This is a genomic window from Nakamurella sp. (genome assembly GCF_044224575.1).
In the GTDB taxonomy this organism is placed as follows: Bacteria; Actinomycetota; Actinomycetes; order Mycobacteriales; family Nakamurellaceae; genus Nakamurella.
In genome coordinates, this window is record NZ_JBGAKE010000021.1 from 55,658 (window position 1) to 71,038 (window position 15,381).

The window sequence follows — 15,381 nt, forward strand, 5'->3', positions numbered from 1 at the left end:
AGTCGGTCCACCCCGTGCGACCGCCATCGAACTCGACCGGGCGGATCGACCCGTTCGGCGCCGCAGCGTCGGATCGGCGGCCGGCCGGGGCGGTCGGGGTCGACGCGGGCACGGCAGGCTCCCGGCAGCGATTAAGGTGAGCAAGTGTCCACAGGATCGACGTCGGCCGTCACCCGGGTGGGTCTGGTGACCCTGGGCTGCGCCCGCAACGACGTTGATTCGTCCGAACTCGCCGGCCGGCTGCACGCCGACGGCTATCGGCTCGTCCAGGACGACGACCGGCCGGACGTCATCGTCGTGAACACCTGCGCGTTCGTGGACAGCGCGAAGAAGGACTCGATCGACGCGGTGCTGGCCGCCGCGGACACCGGCGCGAAGGTCGTCGCGGTCGGCTGCCTGGCCGAGCGGTACGGCCGGGAACTGGCCGACGCACTGCCCGAGGCGGATGCCGTGCTCGGCTTCGATGCCTACCCACGGCTGGGCGCGCTGCTCGGTGATGTGCTGGCCGGGCACCGGCCCGCGCCGCACACCCCGATGGACCGGCGGACCCTGCTGCCGATCAGCCCGGTGGACCGCACGGCGGCGGCCGCGGCCGTGTCGGTCCCCGGACACGCCTCCGGCCCGGCGGTGCCCCGCACCCTGCTCGATCCGGGCCCGGTGGCCCCGCTCAAGATCGCGTCCGGCTGCGACCGGCGCTGCACCTTCTGCGCGATCCCGTCGTTCCGGGGTGCGTTCGTGTCGCGGCCGCCCGCCGAGATCCTGGCCGAGGCCGCCTGGCTGGTCGACCAGGGCGTCCGCGAGGTCGTGCTGGTCAGCGAGAACACCACCTCCTACGGCAAGGACCTGGCCGGCGACCGGCAGCTGGCCGACCTGCTGGCCGGCCTGGCCGACGTGCCGGGGCTGACCCGGATCCGGTTGTCCTACCTGCAGCCCGCCGAGACCCGCCCCTGGCTGATCCAGGCGATCGCGGAGATCCCGGCGGTCGCGGACTACTTCGACATGTCGTTCCAGCATTCGTCGGCGGCGGTGCTGCGGCGGATGCGCCGGTACGGATCGACCGACTCGTTCCTGCACCTGGTCGACCAGATCCGGGACGCCGCCCCCGACGCCGGCATCCGGTCCAACGTGATCGTCGGCTTCCCCGGCGAGACCGAGGACGACCTGGCCGAGCTCGAACGGTTCCTGATCGGCGCCCGGCTCGACGCGGTCGGCGTGTTCGGCTACTCCGACGAGGACGGCACCGAGGCGCTGCGCCTGGACGGCAAACACTCCCCGGACGTCATCGCCGAGCGGGTGGAACGCATCACGGAACTGGTCGAGGAGCTGACCTCCCAACGCGCGGAGGACCGGGTGGGTTCGCCGCTGCTGGTGATGGTCGACCGGGTCGACGACGGGATCGTGATCGGGCACGGCGACCATCAGGCGCCCGACGTCGACGGTGAGGTCCAGGTGGCCTCGGCCGAGGATCGTCGCCCGGGTGACCTGGTTCGGTGCCTCGTCACCGGCAGCGAAGGCGTGGATCTGATGGCCACGGCCGAGCCGGCCGTCGACGTCGAACCGGTCATGGCCCGATGACGGACCGGCCAGCTCCGAAGGTGTCGCTGGTCAACCTGCCGAACGCGCTGACCGTGCTCCGGCTGATCCTGGTACCGGTCTTCCTGCTGGCCCTGTTCGCCGAGGGTGGCCACGACACCACCTGGCGGTGGATTGCCTGGGCGGTGTTCGCGCTCGCGGCGATCACCGACCGGTACGACGGGCACATCGCCCGCAAACGCGGCCAGGTCACCGACTTCGGCAAGATCGCCGACCCGATCGCCGACAAGGCGCTGACCGGCTCGGCCTTGATCGGCCTGTCCATGCTCGGCGACCTGGCCTGGTGGGTCACGGTGGTCATCCTGGTCCGGGAGATCGGGATCACCCTGCTGCGCTTGGCGGTCATCAGGTACGGCGTCATCGCGGCGAGCCCGGGCGGCAAGGCGAAGACGTTCGTGCAGATCATCGCGATCGGGCTGTACATCCTGCCGCTGCCGGCGGCGCTGCAGTGGGTGGCGATCGGCACCATGGGGCTGGCGGTGGTGCTGACCCTGGTCACCGGCATCGACTACTGCGTACGGGCCGCCCTGCTGTACTCACGGGCGCACCGGCCCGCCGGGCAGGCCTGAGCGGGGCGCTTCGGCAACCGCCGACCGGACCTCGGCGGGCACGACAAGTCTCGACGCAATGGTTTCGTAACCGGCCGGTGATTCACGTCGTGGAACATCGGAGTCAGCAATCGCGTTGTGACCAGTGGTGAAGAAGGAGTGTCGCCCCGACCTGGTGGATGAAATGGCCAGCCGGGCAGATCCGTTGCACGGTAACGTAGCAACCGACCGCAGAGAGGAGGTGCGACATGCTCCTGCGTAACGCTGTGGGGGAGACCCTGCGGGATGCCCGGACCCGACAGAACCGGACGCTTCGTGACGTGTCGACCGCCGCGAACGTCTCACTCGGCTACCTTTCGGAGGTCGAGCGCGGACGCAAGGAGGCATCCAGCGAGCTGCTCGCGTCGATCTGCGACGCCCTGGACCTCGAGCTGTCGGACCTCCTGGATTCGGTCAGCCGCAGCATGCGGACCGGCCCCGTGCCGGACAAGCGGGCGGTGGTGGCCAACTCGGTCAAGACCGGCATGGGGGCGTCGAACCGCGAACGCCGGGTGCCGAGCATGAGCCAGACGCGCATCGATCCGGAGCTGCGAATCGTCGTCCCGTACGACGCGACGCGCCCCGGAGCGCCCGTCGCCTGAGTGGGTCAGTCGGCCCGGGTGTGCGTCAGCGCCGCCAGCGCGGCCATGGCCCGGTCCGCATCCTCGGCCGGCACGAACAGATGATCGTGGTGGAAACCGGCGACCACGTTGCACGGGATCCCGTCGCCCGCCAGCGCCGTGGCGAACGCCGCGGTCAGGCCGACCGCGTCCAGCGCGGAATGTACCTGCAGGGTGATCTGCCGGCACCGGAACGGGCCGGCCAGCCCGGCGGCCGCGGCCTCGTCGACCGGGAGCACCAGGGTCAGCCCCTCGGCTTCCCGCACGGTCGCCACCGGCAACAGGCCGGCGGGCACGGCCGGCCCGGGCACCGTGCAGTAGACGAACTCGCCGGCCTGCAGCTCGGGTTGCATGGACCGGATCAGCTCGTCCAGGTGGCGGACGGGGCGCCGCCGGTCGTAGGTCACGAATGCGAAGCCGTCGGCGTCCTCCCGGTCGGTCACCTCCCACGCGGCCGGGTCGATCACCGGGAACACGGTGTCGCCCGGCGCGGCCCGGTCGAGATGGGTGATCTCCAGCCGGTCGGCCCGCTCCATCGCCTGGGCGTAGACCTGGCCACCGCCGACCACCATGACCAGGTCGTCCGTGTCGGCCGCCATGGCCAGCGCGGTGTCCAGCGAGTCGGCGACCTCGGCACCGTCGGCCCGCCACGACCGGTCGCGGGTGACGACGATGCTGCGCCGCCCGGGCAGCGCGCCCATCGATTCGAACGTCTTGCGACCCATCACCATCGGATGGCCCATGGTCAGCCGTTTGAATCGCTTGAGATCGGCCGGGATATGCCACGGCATGCCACCGTCGGCGCCGATCACCCCGTTGCAGGCGACCGCGGCCACCAGCACCACGGTCGTCATATCGCGATGGGCGCCTTGATCGCCGGGTGCGGGTCGTACCCGCGGATCACGATGTCGTCCAGGGTGAACGCGTCGATCTCCCTGACGTCGGGCTTGAGCTCAAGTTCCGGCAGCGGCCGCGGCGTGCGGCTCAGCTGCAGGCGGGCCTGCTCGAGGTGGTTCGAGTACAGGTGCGCATCGCCCAGGGTGTGCACGAACTCGCCCGGCCGCAGACCCACCACCTGCGCCATCATCGCGGTCAGCAAGGCGTAGGAGGCGATGTTGAACGGCACGCCGAGGAACACGTCGGCCGACCGCTGGTACAGCTGGCAGGACAGCCTGCCGTCGGCGACGTAGAACTGGAACATCGTGTGGCACGGCGGCAGGGCCATCTCGTCGACTTCGGCCACGTTCCAGGCGGACACGACGTGCCGTCGGGAGTCGGGGTTGGTGCGCAACGACCGGACGACGGCGGCGATCTGGTCGATCTGCCGCCCGTCCGGGGCCGGCCAGGAACGCCACTGATGGCCGTAGACGGGGCCGAGTTCACCGTCGGCGTCCGCCCACTCGTCCCAGATGGTGACCCCACGCTCCTGCAGCCAGCGCACGTTCGTCGAACCCTGCAGGAACCAGAGCAGCTCGACGATCACCGAGCGGGTATGCACCTTCTTGGTGGTGACCAGCGGAAACCCGTCCGCCAGATCGAACCGCATCTGGTGACCGAAGATGCTGCGGGTGCCGGTGCCGGTCCGGTCGGACTTGACGGTTCCGGTGGTGAGGATGCGGTCCATCAGGTCCAGGTACTGCTGCATCCGCCCACCCTAGCGCCGTCGGGGCGCCGTTCCGGTCAGCTGCGGCGGCGGTCGCCGGGGGTGCGTCCGGTCGCCAGCTTGTAGACCCCGGTGACCACGATCGCGCCGATGATCGAGCCGATCAGCCCACTGGGCCTGATGTTGAAGCCGTCCCCGAACAGCAGGCTCAGGATGATGCCGCCGACGAACGAGCCGATGAGGCCGACGACGATCGCCGCGGTCCAGTCGATCGGACGCTTGCGGCTGCGGAAGATCAGCTGCGCGGCAGCGCCGGCCAGCATCCCCACCAGGATGATCGCGATGATGAGCACGGGGCATCACGTTACGCGATGGGACCGGGCGGACGGCCCGGCTCACCCGTCCCGGGTGACGGCGCGGCGCTGGCCCGCAGTCAGGCCAGCCGCAGCCGGGTGACCTCGTGCAGCTCGGGACGGTCGGCGTCCGGCCCGGCCTGGTCGAGCCGCACCTGGGCCCGGGGCCCGTCCAGGGTCAGCGACATCACGTCGTTGCCGAACAGCGGGCCGGCCAGCCGGTGCCACCGGGTCTGCGGCCGGGGAATGCGGGCGACGGTGCCGATGAGCACACGGACCGAGTGCTCGGCGACGCTGCTCCAGCCCGCCCGGAAGGCCAGCTTCATGGCCGCGGGCACCCGGTTGTGCAAGGGCGAGCAGGTCAGCTGATACACCGCCGATTCGGTTCCGCCGGCCATCGACGCTGCCGCGATGTAGGCGTGGTGCACGTCGCCGGACAGGACGCAGATGGTCGAGGGCGCCCCGCCGGCGCCGCCGTACTCACCCCGGCCGACGGCCGCGATCAACCCGGAGAGCCGCTCGAACGACCGGCCGAAGGCCGCCCAGTGCTCCAGGTCGGCGGCCCGCCGGAGCCCTTCGGACCAGCGGGCGACCAGCCGGCCGCGGCGACCCGCACACAGCGCCTCGTTCCACGCCTCGATGTCGTGCAGGGCAGGCGCGAGCAGCCAGGGGAGCGAGGTGCCGATCAGCAGGTGCCGGTAGTCGCCACCCAGCTGATCGGTGATCCAGTCGAACTCGGCGTTGCCGATCATGCCGCGGGTGCCGTCCAGGACGCGGCCGCAACGCGAGTCGATCACCAGCAGCCGCACCGGGCCGAAGTCGCGACGGTACGACCAGCGCGCGCCCTTGGCCCCGTCGGCCTCGGCGTCGGCGGCCACCGCGAACTCCCGCAGCAGCGGTTCGACGTCACCGCCGGCGGTCCGGACCCGCTGGTACAGCTCGCTTTCGGCCAGCTCGGCCGGGCCGAGATTGCCCAGGTGCTGATACACCCAGTACGACGTCAGGGCGCCGACGATCCGCTCGCGCCACCAGGGGAGTTCGGCCATGTCCCGGCGCCAGGACTGCGAGGTGTTCCAGTCGTCCCGGACGTCGTGGTCGTCGAAGATCATCGACGTCGGCACCGTCGACAGCAGCCACCGCACGTCGGGGTCGGTCCACGACTCGTGGTAGAGCCAGGTGTACTCCTCGAAGTCGGCGACCTGTTCCTTCGCGCCCTCGGTGATGTCCCGACGCCGACGGATCTTCTCCTGGGTGCCCGCGGACGTCTCGTCGGCGTAGACCTGGTCGCCGAGCATGAGCAAGGCCTGCGGCCACTGCTCCTCCGGCCGGGCGACGAGTTGACGGGCCAGCGACGCCAGGGCATCGGCGTCGTACCTGGGATCGTCCACGGCGGAGGAGCTGGCGTAGCGGCAGGACCCGAATGCGATGGAGACCGGCCGGTCGGCGGCCACGGTGCGGATCCGGGGGGCCGGCCGGTCGTCGTCGGCGGGCGGCCACACCCGTTCGCCGTCCAGTTCGACCTGGTACTGCGTGCTCGTCCCCGCGTCCAGCCCGGTGATCGGGACCAGCGCGTAGTGATGCCCGCGAACCGTCCAGGTGCGTTCGCTCGCACCGAGAATGCGTACCTCGCAGGGACTGTCCGTTTCCACCCAGATCGTCGCGTCCGTGGGTCCGACATGCCGCAACAGGGGGCCGAGCAGCAGTTGCGTCACCGCCCCTGTGTACCAGGCCACGCCACGACCCGCCCAGCGCGATCGGTCCCGCCGGCTGGTTAGCTGGGACGGTGACAGAGATCCTTTCGGACGCACAGATCGCCGCCGGACTCGTGACCACCGCGGGCCGGCTGGCCGCTCGGATGAGGGCGGACGGACTCCGGGTCGAGGAGAAGACGAGCATCAGCGACGTGGTGTCCGACGCGGACAAGGCCGCCGAGGCGCTCATCGTGCAGCGGCTGGCCGCCCTGCGCCCGGCCGACGGGCTGCTGGGCGAGGAGGGCGCGGCCGCACCCGGCCGGCGGACGTGGGTGATCGACCCCGTCGACGGCACGTACAACTTCGTCTCCGGGCTGCCGGCCTGGTGCTCCGCCCTGGCCCTGGTCGACGGCCCCACCGACAGGCTCGATCCCGAGGGCGGCCCCCTGGCCGACCTCGTCCTGGGCGCGATCTACCAGCCCACGACGGACGAGCTGTGGGTCGGCGGACCGTCGATACCCCCCACCCTCAACGGTGCACCCCTGCCCCGGATCACCGACCGGGAGATCTCCGAGGTGGCCATCACCACCTACCTGCACCCGCCCCGCCTGCTCAACCCGACGCTCCGGGACGGGCTGGTCCGGGCGATCGCCGGAGCGGCGTCCGTCCGGATCATCGGCTCCGGTTCCATCGAGCTCGCCGCCGTCGCGGCCGGCCGGCTGGGCGTCTGGCTGCACGCCGATCCGCCGCTGTGGGACTGGCTGCCGGGCGCCGCCCTGGTGCTCGGGCTCGGCGGGACGACCGCGGTGTTCGACTACGGCGGCCATCGGTGGCACGCCGCCGGCCCGCCCACCGCGGTCGCCCAGGCCCGGGCGGCCGTCCTCGGCGAGGGCTGACCAACCACCACCGGGACGCCCTGCTCGTGGAGACCGGTCAGCTCGAGGAGCCGGTCAGCCGTTGGCGCCGAACCGAACATCCGACGACCCGACCGTCGCGGCGGTCCGGCCGGGCGCGTCCTGAAAGCTCCAGTACAGGTTGGTGTGCGCGATCACGGCCGCCGGCGGCGGCGCCCCGTAGGCAGTGAGGTCCTCGGTGGTGTGCGCATCGGCGACCAGGGTGGCGTCGTAGCCGCGGGTGAACGCGCCGTGCAGCGTGGACCGCACGCAGGCATCGGTCTGTGCGCCGGTCACCACCAGGCGCCCCACCCCCAGTTCGGCCAGCACCTCCTCGAGCGTGGTGTCCTCGAACGAGTCGCCGTAGCGCTTGTGCACCAGAGGTTCGCCGGCAGCCCGCACGAGCTCGGGCACGTACTGCCAGACCGGTGTGTCGGGCCGGAGCTCGTCGCTGGAGTGCTGGATCCAGACGACCGGAACGTCCGCGCCGCGGGCTCGATCCAAGAGCCGGTTGATGGTCGCGACCACCTCGTCGCGCCGGTAGCTGCCGTCCACCACCCCGTTCTGCACGTCGATGATCAGCAGCGCCGTGTTCGGCCGGTCCTGGAGAGTCGTCATGGCGCCACCCTAGGGAAGCGCAGTGCTGGATTGCGGCCTCGCAAGCTCGGCCGATTGGAAGGGCACCGACAGTCGACGTGGCCCGGACGCCGGGGTGCGACGATCTGCGGGTGCACACCGCCCTGTGGATTCTTGCGCTGATCGCCACGGTCACGGCGGCCAGCGTGCTGGCCAACCGAGTCGGGGTGCCCGCCCCCCTGCTGCTGGTGGTCGTCGGGATCGGCGCCTCCTTCCTGCCGTTCGTGGAACCGTTCGAACTCAGTCCTGAGCTGGTGCTGGTGGGGCTGCTGCCGCCGTTGCTGTACGCGGCGTCAATCCGCACGTCGTTGGTCGACATCCGGGCCGTCCGGCGCACCATCGCCGGCCTCGCGGTCGGCCTGGTCATCGTCACCACGCTGGTCGTCGGGCTGGTGACCTGGCTGCTGTTGCCGATCCCGTTGGCGGCCGCCTTCGCCTTCGGCGCGGTCGTGTCACCACCGGACGCGGTGGCCGCCACCTCGATCGCCCGGCGGATCGGGTTGCCCAGGCGGGTGGTCACCATCCTGGAAGGTGAGTCGCTGCTCAACGACGCCACCGCGCTGGTCGCGTTGCGCACGGCCGTCGTCGCGCTGGGCGGGGCCGTCACCGCGTGGGGGATCTCCCTCGATTTCGTGTGGGCGGCCGCCGGCGGGGTCGGCATCGGTGTGCTGATCGCGCTGGCGTTGGCCCTGGTCCGGCGCAAGATCAAAGACCCCCTGGTCGACACGACGGTCTCGTTCATGGCGCCGTTCCTGGCCTACCTTCCGGCCGAACAGGTGCACGCGTCCGGGGTGATCGCGGTGGTGACCACCGGCCTGGTCCTCGGTCACAAGGCACCGGTGATCCAGGACGCGACGTCCCGGATGACCGAGCGGATCAACTGGGAGACCATCCAATTCCTGCTGGAGAACACGGTCTTCCTGTTGATCGGCCTGCAGGTCCGCAGCATTCTGGACAGCGTCGGCCGGTCCGACCTCTCGACGGCCACCATCGCCGGGTTCTGCGTCGGCGCGCTGATCACCGTGATCCTGATCCGCCCGATCTGGGTGTTCCCGGTCGGCCGGTTGCTGATCATCCACCCGCACAACAAGGTCCCCGCCCGCTGGTCGTGGCGCACCAGCGCCATCGTGTCGTGGGCCGGCATGCGCGGGGTGGTGACCCTGGCCGCCGCGTTCGTGCTGCCGGCCACCGTGCCCAACGTGGAGATTCTCGTGCTGGGCGCCTTCGTGGTCACCGCGGGCACCCTGCTGATCCAGGGGTTGTCGCTGCCCTGGCTGGCCCGCCGGCTCGGCATCCGGGGACCGGACGCGCGGGAGGACGCGCTTCAGGAGGCCACCGTGCTGCAGGCCGCCGTCGAGGCGGGCCGGCATGAGCTCGACCGGATCGTCTCCGACGCGGACGACCCCGAGGTCGTCCGCATCCTGCGGGCGCGCGGCGAATCGCGGCTCAACCAGGTCTGGGAACGGCTCGGTGACACCGCCGGCGACGAGCCGCCCAGCGAGCAGTACCGCCGGTTGCGGACGGCGATGCTGGCGGCCGAGCGCGCCGAGGTGCTGCGCATCCGCAACGCGGGGGAGGTGGACTCGGACGTGCTCACCGGCGTGATGGAGGCGCTCGACGTCGAGGAGTCGATGATCGACCGGCGGGAGAGCCGGGCCGAGACCGACCTGGAGCGGACCCTGTTGACCCCACGGCCGGCCGTCGGCCTGTGCGCGGACCTCGACCAGGCCCCCGCCGACGCCACCCCCAACTCGACCCAAGGCTGTTACGACTGCCTGCGCGAGGGCACCCGCTGGGTGCACCTGCGGCTGTGCCTGGCCTGCGGCAACGTCGGCTGTTGCGACTCGTCCGAGCGGCGGCACGCCACCCGGCACTTCCACGCCACCGACCACCCGGTGATGCGTAGCTTCGAGCCCGGGGAGGCGTGGCGTTGGTGCTATGTGCACGAGGTCCTGGGGTGATCCTGGTCCTGGGCGGACCCTAGGTCCTGGGCTGATCCCTCGCCGGCATCGGGCCCGGCACTCACTTGTCGGTCAAGGGCACCGGCGCCGGGGCCGCCGCCGGCAGGTCGTCCAGCGGGTGGGCGAGTTCGTCCGGGCCCAGCTTGGCGATCCACAGGGTGACGACGGCCAGCACCGCGGACCCCACCCCCGCGATCAGGAAGGCCGGGGTGATGCCGACGGCGTCGCCGAACGGACCGGCCAACGCCATCGAGATCGGCATCAGGGCCAGCGAGACGAAGAAGTCCAGGCTGGACACCCGACCGAGCAACGCCGGCGGGACCCGCCGCTGGAGCAGCGTGCCCCAGATCACCTGCGCGGCCGAGTGGATGAACCCGACGACGAAGCAGACCGCGGCCATCACGCCGAGCACGGTGGTCAGCCCGATGACCGCCAGCGGCAGCGAGCCGACGCCCCACGCCAGGATCATCAGCGTGAGGTACCGGCGGGGGAGCCGGATGCTGGCCGCGACCAGCGAACCCGCCGCTCCGCCCACGCCGAAGGCGGCCAGCGTGAACGCGAACGCACCGGGACCGCCGCCGGTCCGGTCCTTGACCGCGAACGGCAGGAGCACCTCGATCGGCCCGATCACGATCAGCACCAGCACCGTGGCGAACAGCAGCGTGGCCAGCAGCCAGCGGGTGCGCACCATGTAGCCGAAGCCTTCGCGGACGTCGATGACGGCGCTGCGCAGGGGATGGATGTCGGGGTCCAGGTCGCGCCGGACCGCGGTGGTCTTCATCACCCACAGTGCCGTCGCCGTGCCCACCTGCAGGACGGCCACCAGCGCGAACGCCGCACCCGGCGACCACGCGGCGATCACCAGGCTGGCCACGACCGGGCCAAGTCCCTGCATGACGGTGGGCCGCAGCATGCCCTCGACGCCGTTCGCGGCCAGCAGCTCGTCGGGGGCGACCAGCGCCGGCAACCAGGCCGAGTACGCGGGGTAGAAGAAGCCGTCGGCCAGGCCGAGCACCAGACCGATGAGGGCCAGCTGCCAGATCTGCACGACGCCGGTCAGCGCGAGGACGGCGGCGACCGCGAAGCCCAGCCCACGGACCGCCTCGACCACCAGCAGGATCTTGCGTTGCGGCACCCGGTCGGCGACGACACCGCCGATCAGCACGGACAAGGTCAGGCCGAGCGCGGATCCGAAGGCGACCAGGGACAGGTCGGACGCGGTACCGCCGAGCTGGATGACCTGCCAGACCGAGGCGACCAGCCAGATCCCGACGCTGCACAACGAGCAGGCCAGCGCGGTGGTCAGCCATCGGTACTGCACGCTGCGGAACGGGCGCAGCGCCCGCGGCAGCCGCAAGCGGCGCGTCGCGCGGGAGGGAATGCTGCGCTCGGTCATGACCTTCATCTCCGTTGTCCCGCGGGGCCAACCGGTTCGGGCGCCCGCACGTCCTGATGCTGCCCGATGGACCAGGCTCGATTCCACTGTTTTGCCGGCCGACCGGGTGACCGCGGTCATGATCGAGGCGGCACTCCGCGTCGCCTCCGACGGTTGGCAACGAAGCGTGACTAGCATTTCATGACGCCCAATGGGGTCCCGTACGGCCCGGACGGCCCGCGGTGGCGCGAGACAGTGCCGCACAGCGCGGTTGCGGCTGCCGACCAGTCGGATGGGGTTGACCTGTAGATGCTCCGCACCGGACCGCAATGGCTCATGCCCAAACTGCGGCACAAGGAACTGACCAACCCGGCCGTGCCGGCCGAGCCGCCGCCCGAGACCTCCGGGCCGCCGGATCCACCAGACCCACCGGCACCGGCGGCACCGGCGGCACCGGCGGCACCGGCCACGCTACGGACTTATCAGACAAGCCGATCTCAGCGCTTGCCCATTTCGCCGCGACCACCGCGGAACCCGCACGGCCAGCGGGCACTCGCGCCGTCACCGGCGTCGCCATCGCCGTCACCGGCGCCGGAACCGTCGCCCCGGCCACCGCGGACGACCTCATTCCCGCGAACCCGGCTGTCGCCGCGGGCTCGGTCGGCTCCGCGCTCACCGGGGTCCGGACCCATGGGGTCGGGCCCGGCCGGTCGATGGATCCACCGCCAGTTCCAGGGCGAGCACGGCTCCCGCGAGTACTCCGTGTACCTTCCGTCCGGATCGTCACCCGGTCGACGGGTCGCGGTCGTCTTGCTGTTGCACGGATGTCAGCAGCGACCGGTCGATTTCGCCGAGGAATCAGGGTTTGTCGCCGCCGCCGACGCCGACGGCTTCATGATCGTCGCCCCCCGCCAGGACGGGCATCATCAACTGCAGCGGTGCTGGCGCTGGTACGAGTCCGGACATCAGGGCCGGGGCCGCGGCGAGCCGGCAATCCTGGCCGGACTGGTCGCGGAAGTGACCGCCGAGGAGGAACTCTGGCACGCGGACCGGCGCCGGGTCTACGCCGCCGGGCTGTCGGCCGGCGGCGCCATGTCCCTCATCCTGGCCACCACGTACCCGGACGTGATCGCCGCCGCCGGAGTGCACTCGGCCACCGCCTACCGCAGTGCCACCCAAGGTTTCAGCGCGCTCGGAGCGATGGCCGCCCAGGGCGCGTTGCCCGCGCACACGCTCATCGGCGGTGAGATGGCACCCGTGGTGCTGATCCACGGCACCAACGACCCGGTGGTCCGCGCCCCGAACGGGGATCGCATCGTCGACCAGTGGTTGGCCTCGCGCGACGCCGCGCCGCTGACCGGACTGGACCGGGTGCGCCCGCTGGCGACCACCAGGGCGCTGGTGGTGGACGGACGGCGGTGTATCCGGACCCGCTGGTACACCGCTCGTGGGCGCCGGGTGCTGGAATACTGGCGGATCGACGGGCTGCGGCACGCCTGGTCCGGGGGGCAGCGAAAGGGCGCGTTCGTGGACCCGAAGGGCCCCCGCGCAGCCGAGGTGATGGCCGCCTTCTTCCAACGGCACAGGCTGCCGCACTGGGTGGCTCGGCCGGACGTGACCGCGCCATCCGCCGGGGCCGTCACCGCCAGGGCCGCCGGTCCCAGCGCCGCCACCCCGAAGGAACGGCCCGATCGCCCACCGATGATCTGGTTCGACGACCCCGACTGAAAGCCTGCGCCGCCGGAACGACGGTTGGGCCTCCTATCGCACGGTCGGCCGGTTGACCCGCCACTTTTCCGCACCGCGCGGCAAGCCGGCCGGAACTCCTCTCTTCGCTGATCAAGGTCCCGCTGAATCGGGCTTTTCGGACGCAGATCTGCGACGTTGATCAGCGAACGACCCAGCAAGGCCGTCCCCGCAGGTTGAAACCTTATGCGGGTGGGCGAATCTGCGTCAGGCTGATCAACTCGGCGGAAAGTCCGACATTTCGGGCGGGTCTTGCCGAGATGAACGGCAGGAGCCGTCCCCTCAGGCTGAAACCATCCATGGCTCGGCCCGCGCGCCCTCGGGTCGGCTGCGCTGATTCAAGTCCCATCAATACGGATAAATCGGGCGTCAATTCGAGACTTCGATCAGCGCACCCATCGGCCCGGCCTGACGAAACGGTGCATTAGGCATATCGGTCACCTTTGGTTTCGACCGATCAGCCCGGCACCACACCGCGCCTGCAGCAACGTCGCATTTCGGGCATAGGGGTCGCCGATGGCTCCGACTGATCAGCGGGCCGGCTCATGGACCGCGACGCGCGGCCGGTTCGCACCGGTGAGTCAAAGATTCTTGACATCACGTCTGACTCGCTTTACATTCGAGATGTCAAAGATTTTGTACATCGGGGAGTCCGGATGCCGATCGCCCAGAAGCGGGCGTGGGCCATGATGATCGCCAGCACGCTGGCGTACGTGGTCTACGTCGTGCTCGTTGTGACCAACCTGCACGATCCGGTGGCGGACACCCCGTACGTCGCGCCGCTGTTGTGGACGGTTGGCGGCAGTGTGGTCGCGACCGTCCTCGCCGAGATCGGGTTCGCGGTGAGCACCCGGCGGGAGGGCAAGGCCGCGCTGCGCACCGACGAGCGGGACCACGAGATCAACCGGTTCGGTGACCATGTCGGGCAGGCGTTCGTCGTGATCGGGGCCATTGCCGCACTGATCATGACCATGCTGCAGGCGCCGTACTTCTGGATCGCGAACGTCATCTACCTGGCGTTCGTGCTGTCCGCGGTGCTCGGTTCGGCCGCCCGGCTGTCCGCCTACCGGCAGAACTTCCAGCCGTGGTGAAGCCCACCCGGGTGACGAATTCCATTCGCGCCCTTCGGTTCACGCGCGACGAGATGACCCAGGCCGAGCTCGCCGATCGGATCGGCGTGACCCGGCAGACCGTCATCGCGATCGAGCAGGGGCGGTACTCGCCGTCGCTGGAGATGGCGTTCCGGATCGCCCACGTGTTCGGCGTCGGACTCGACGCCGTCTTCCAGTACCAACCGGATCAGCACCCACAGGAGCAGTGATGAAGGCGATCGTGCAACACCGGTACGGCGGTCCGGAGACCCTGGAGGTCGCCGAGATCGAGCCGCCCACCGTCGGTCCCAACGACGTCCGGGTCCGCGTGCGGGCGGCGGCAGTGGACGCCGGCGTTCGTCATTTGATGACCGGCACGCCCTGGCTCGTCCGTCCGGTCATGGGCTGGCGTGGGCCCCGGCAACGGGTTCCCGGCATCGACGCCGCCGGCACGGTGGAGGCCGTCGGCCGCGATGTCACCGATCTGCGGCCCGGAGATCCGGTGGCCGGTGGGGTGCGCGGCGCCTACGCCGAGCTGTGCGCGGCGAAGCGCACGAGCTGGGTGCGCATCCCGGACGGGGTCTCGTTCGAGGAAGCGGCCGCGGTGCCGACCTCCGGCAGCACCGCATTGATCGCGGTGCGGGACACCGCCCGCATCGCGGCCGGGCAGCGGGTGTTGATCACCGGGGCCGGCAGCGGCGTCGGCACCTACGCGGTCCAGCTGGCCACTCGCGCCGGGGCCACCGTCACCGGTGTCTGCCGCCCGAGCAAGACGGAAATCGTCAGGGATCTCGGTGCGGACCAGGTCGTCGGGTACGAGTACCTGGCCGGCACCCGCAACCGGTACGACGCCGTTATCGACATCGCCGGCAACACGGGGCTGGCAGGCCTGCGCCGGCTGCTCGCCCCGAAGGGCACCGCGGTGCTCGTCGGCGGCGAGGGCAAGGGCGGCCTGTTCGCCGGGTTCGACCGTCAGCTGCGGGCACTGTTCGTCTCGCCGTTCGTCGGCGTTCGACTCAAGCCGCTGGCAGTGGTCACCCGCTCCGCCGACGTCGAACAGTTGTTGGCGCTGGTCGCCGGGGGCGAGCTGCGACCGGTCATCGACCGGACCTTCGGGATCGGCGAGGTCGCCGACGCACTTGCCGTCACCTGGACCGGGGCGGCGGCCGGCAAGGTGATCATCACCATGTGAGTCGCCGGACCGACGGCTCTCGCCCGGCCGCGCCGATCAT

At 71.0% G+C, this 15,381-nt stretch carries 15 protein-coding genes; 9 read left to right on the forward strand and 6 right to left on the reverse strand.

From position 1 onward, the window contains the following. The first annotated feature begins 144 nt into the window (after positions 1 to 144). The 3 genes from rimO (at position 145) to ACILSK_RS19835 (ending at position 2,782) form a co-directional block, all read left to right on the forward strand. A complete protein-coding gene (gene rimO / locus ACILSK_RS19825; RefSeq protein ID WP_395728904.1) occupies positions 145 to 1,575 on the forward strand; it encodes a 30S ribosomal protein S12 methylthiotransferase RimO in 1,431 nt (476 codons plus the stop codon). After that, entirely contained in the window at positions 1,572 to 2,162 is a 591-nt protein-coding gene (gene pgsA / locus ACILSK_RS19830; protein WP_395728905.1) for a CDP-diacylglycerol--glycerol-3-phosphate 3-phosphatidyltransferase, read from the forward strand. The genes rimO and pgsA overlap by 4 nt, the downstream gene beginning before the upstream one ends. Positions 2,163 to 2,389: 227 nt before the next feature. Continuing rightward, positions 2,390 to 2,782: a helix-turn-helix domain-containing protein gene (locus tag ACILSK_RS19835; RefSeq protein ID WP_395728906.1), complete on the forward strand. Its 393-nt coding sequence runs from the start codon at positions 2,390 to 2,392 to the stop codon at positions 2,780 to 2,782. 5 nt (positions 2,783 to 2,787) lie between these two features. Here the strand turns inward: ACILSK_RS19835 and ACILSK_RS19840 are convergent, their stop codons facing one another. The 4 genes from ACILSK_RS19840 to ACILSK_RS19855 all read right to left on the reverse strand — a co-directional run bounded on the left by ACILSK_RS19840 (position 2,788) and on the right by ACILSK_RS19855 (position 6,468). After that, a complete protein-coding gene (locus ACILSK_RS19840) occupies positions 2,788 to 3,654 on the reverse strand; it encodes an ACT domain-containing protein (RefSeq protein ID WP_395728907.1) in 867 nt (288 codons plus the stop codon). After that, complete coding sequence (locus tag ACILSK_RS19845) at positions 3,651 to 4,445, reverse strand: thymidylate synthase (RefSeq protein WP_395728908.1); 795 nt, start codon at positions 4,443 to 4,445, stop codon at positions 3,651 to 3,653. The genes ACILSK_RS19840 and ACILSK_RS19845 overlap by 4 nt, the downstream gene beginning before the upstream one ends. Positions 4,446 to 4,480: 35 nt before the next feature. Next, positions 4,481 to 4,756 (reverse strand): GlsB/YeaQ/YmgE family stress response membrane protein, encoded by a 276-nt coding sequence (locus ACILSK_RS19850; protein WP_395728909.1) that lies wholly within the window; start codon positions 4,754 to 4,756, stop codon positions 4,481 to 4,483. 80 nt (positions 4,757 to 4,836) lie between these two features. Continuing rightward, complete coding sequence (locus ACILSK_RS19855) at positions 4,837 to 6,468, reverse strand: alkaline phosphatase D family protein (protein WP_395728910.1); 1,632 nt, start codon at positions 6,466 to 6,468, stop codon at positions 4,837 to 4,839. Positions 6,469 to 6,539: 71 nt separating this feature from the next. Between ACILSK_RS19855 and ACILSK_RS19860 the strand changes: the two genes are divergently transcribed. Next, positions 6,540 to 7,343, forward strand: a complete 804-nt coding sequence (locus ACILSK_RS19860) for an inositol monophosphatase family protein (protein WP_395728911.1) — start codon at positions 6,540 to 6,542, stop codon at positions 7,341 to 7,343. Between the two features lie 54 nt (positions 7,344 to 7,397). Here the strand turns inward: ACILSK_RS19860 and ACILSK_RS19865 are convergent, their stop codons facing one another. Continuing rightward, a complete protein-coding gene (locus tag ACILSK_RS19865) occupies positions 7,398 to 7,958 on the reverse strand; it encodes a cysteine hydrolase family protein (RefSeq protein WP_395728912.1) in 561 nt (186 codons plus the stop codon). A gap of 110 nt (positions 7,959 to 8,068) precedes the next feature. On the opposite strand from ACILSK_RS19865, the gene ACILSK_RS19870 reads away from it, so the two are divergent. Further along, positions 8,069 to 9,937: a Na+/H+ antiporter gene (locus tag ACILSK_RS19870; RefSeq protein ID WP_395728913.1), complete on the forward strand. Its 1,869-nt coding sequence runs from the start codon at positions 8,069 to 8,071 to the stop codon at positions 9,935 to 9,937. A gap of 61 nt (positions 9,938 to 9,998) precedes the next feature. On the opposite strand, the gene ACILSK_RS19875 is transcribed toward ACILSK_RS19870, so the two are convergent. After that, positions 9,999 to 11,333 (reverse strand): MFS transporter, encoded by a 1,335-nt coding sequence (locus tag ACILSK_RS19875; protein ID WP_395728914.1) that lies wholly within the window; start codon positions 11,331 to 11,333, stop codon positions 9,999 to 10,001. A 669-nt stretch (positions 11,334 to 12,002) separates the two neighbouring features. On the opposite strand from ACILSK_RS19875, the gene ACILSK_RS19880 reads away from it, so the two are divergent. The 4 genes from ACILSK_RS19880 (at position 12,003) to ACILSK_RS19895 (ending at position 15,341) form a co-directional block, all read left to right on the forward strand. Continuing rightward, complete coding sequence (locus ACILSK_RS19880) at positions 12,003 to 13,040, forward strand: alpha/beta hydrolase family esterase (RefSeq protein ID WP_395728915.1); 1,038 nt, start codon at positions 12,003 to 12,005, stop codon at positions 13,038 to 13,040. Between the two features lie 674 nt (positions 13,041 to 13,714). After that, on the forward strand, positions 13,715 to 14,149 hold the full coding sequence (locus ACILSK_RS19885) for a hypothetical protein (protein ID WP_395728916.1): 435 nt from the start codon (positions 13,715 to 13,717) through the stop codon (positions 14,147 to 14,149). Then, the gene (locus tag ACILSK_RS19890; protein ID WP_395728917.1) at positions 14,143 to 14,379 is read left to right on the forward strand and encodes a helix-turn-helix transcriptional regulator; all 237 of its coding nucleotides are present in this window, start codon (positions 14,143 to 14,145) and stop codon (positions 14,377 to 14,379) included. The genes ACILSK_RS19885 and ACILSK_RS19890 overlap by 7 nt, the downstream gene beginning before the upstream one ends. Beyond that, complete coding sequence (locus ACILSK_RS19895; RefSeq protein ID WP_395728918.1) at positions 14,379 to 15,341, forward strand: NAD(P)-dependent alcohol dehydrogenase; 963 nt, start codon at positions 14,379 to 14,381, stop codon at positions 15,339 to 15,341. The genes ACILSK_RS19890 and ACILSK_RS19895 overlap by 1 nt, the downstream gene beginning before the upstream one ends. Positions 15,342 to 15,381 lie beyond the last annotated feature (40 nt).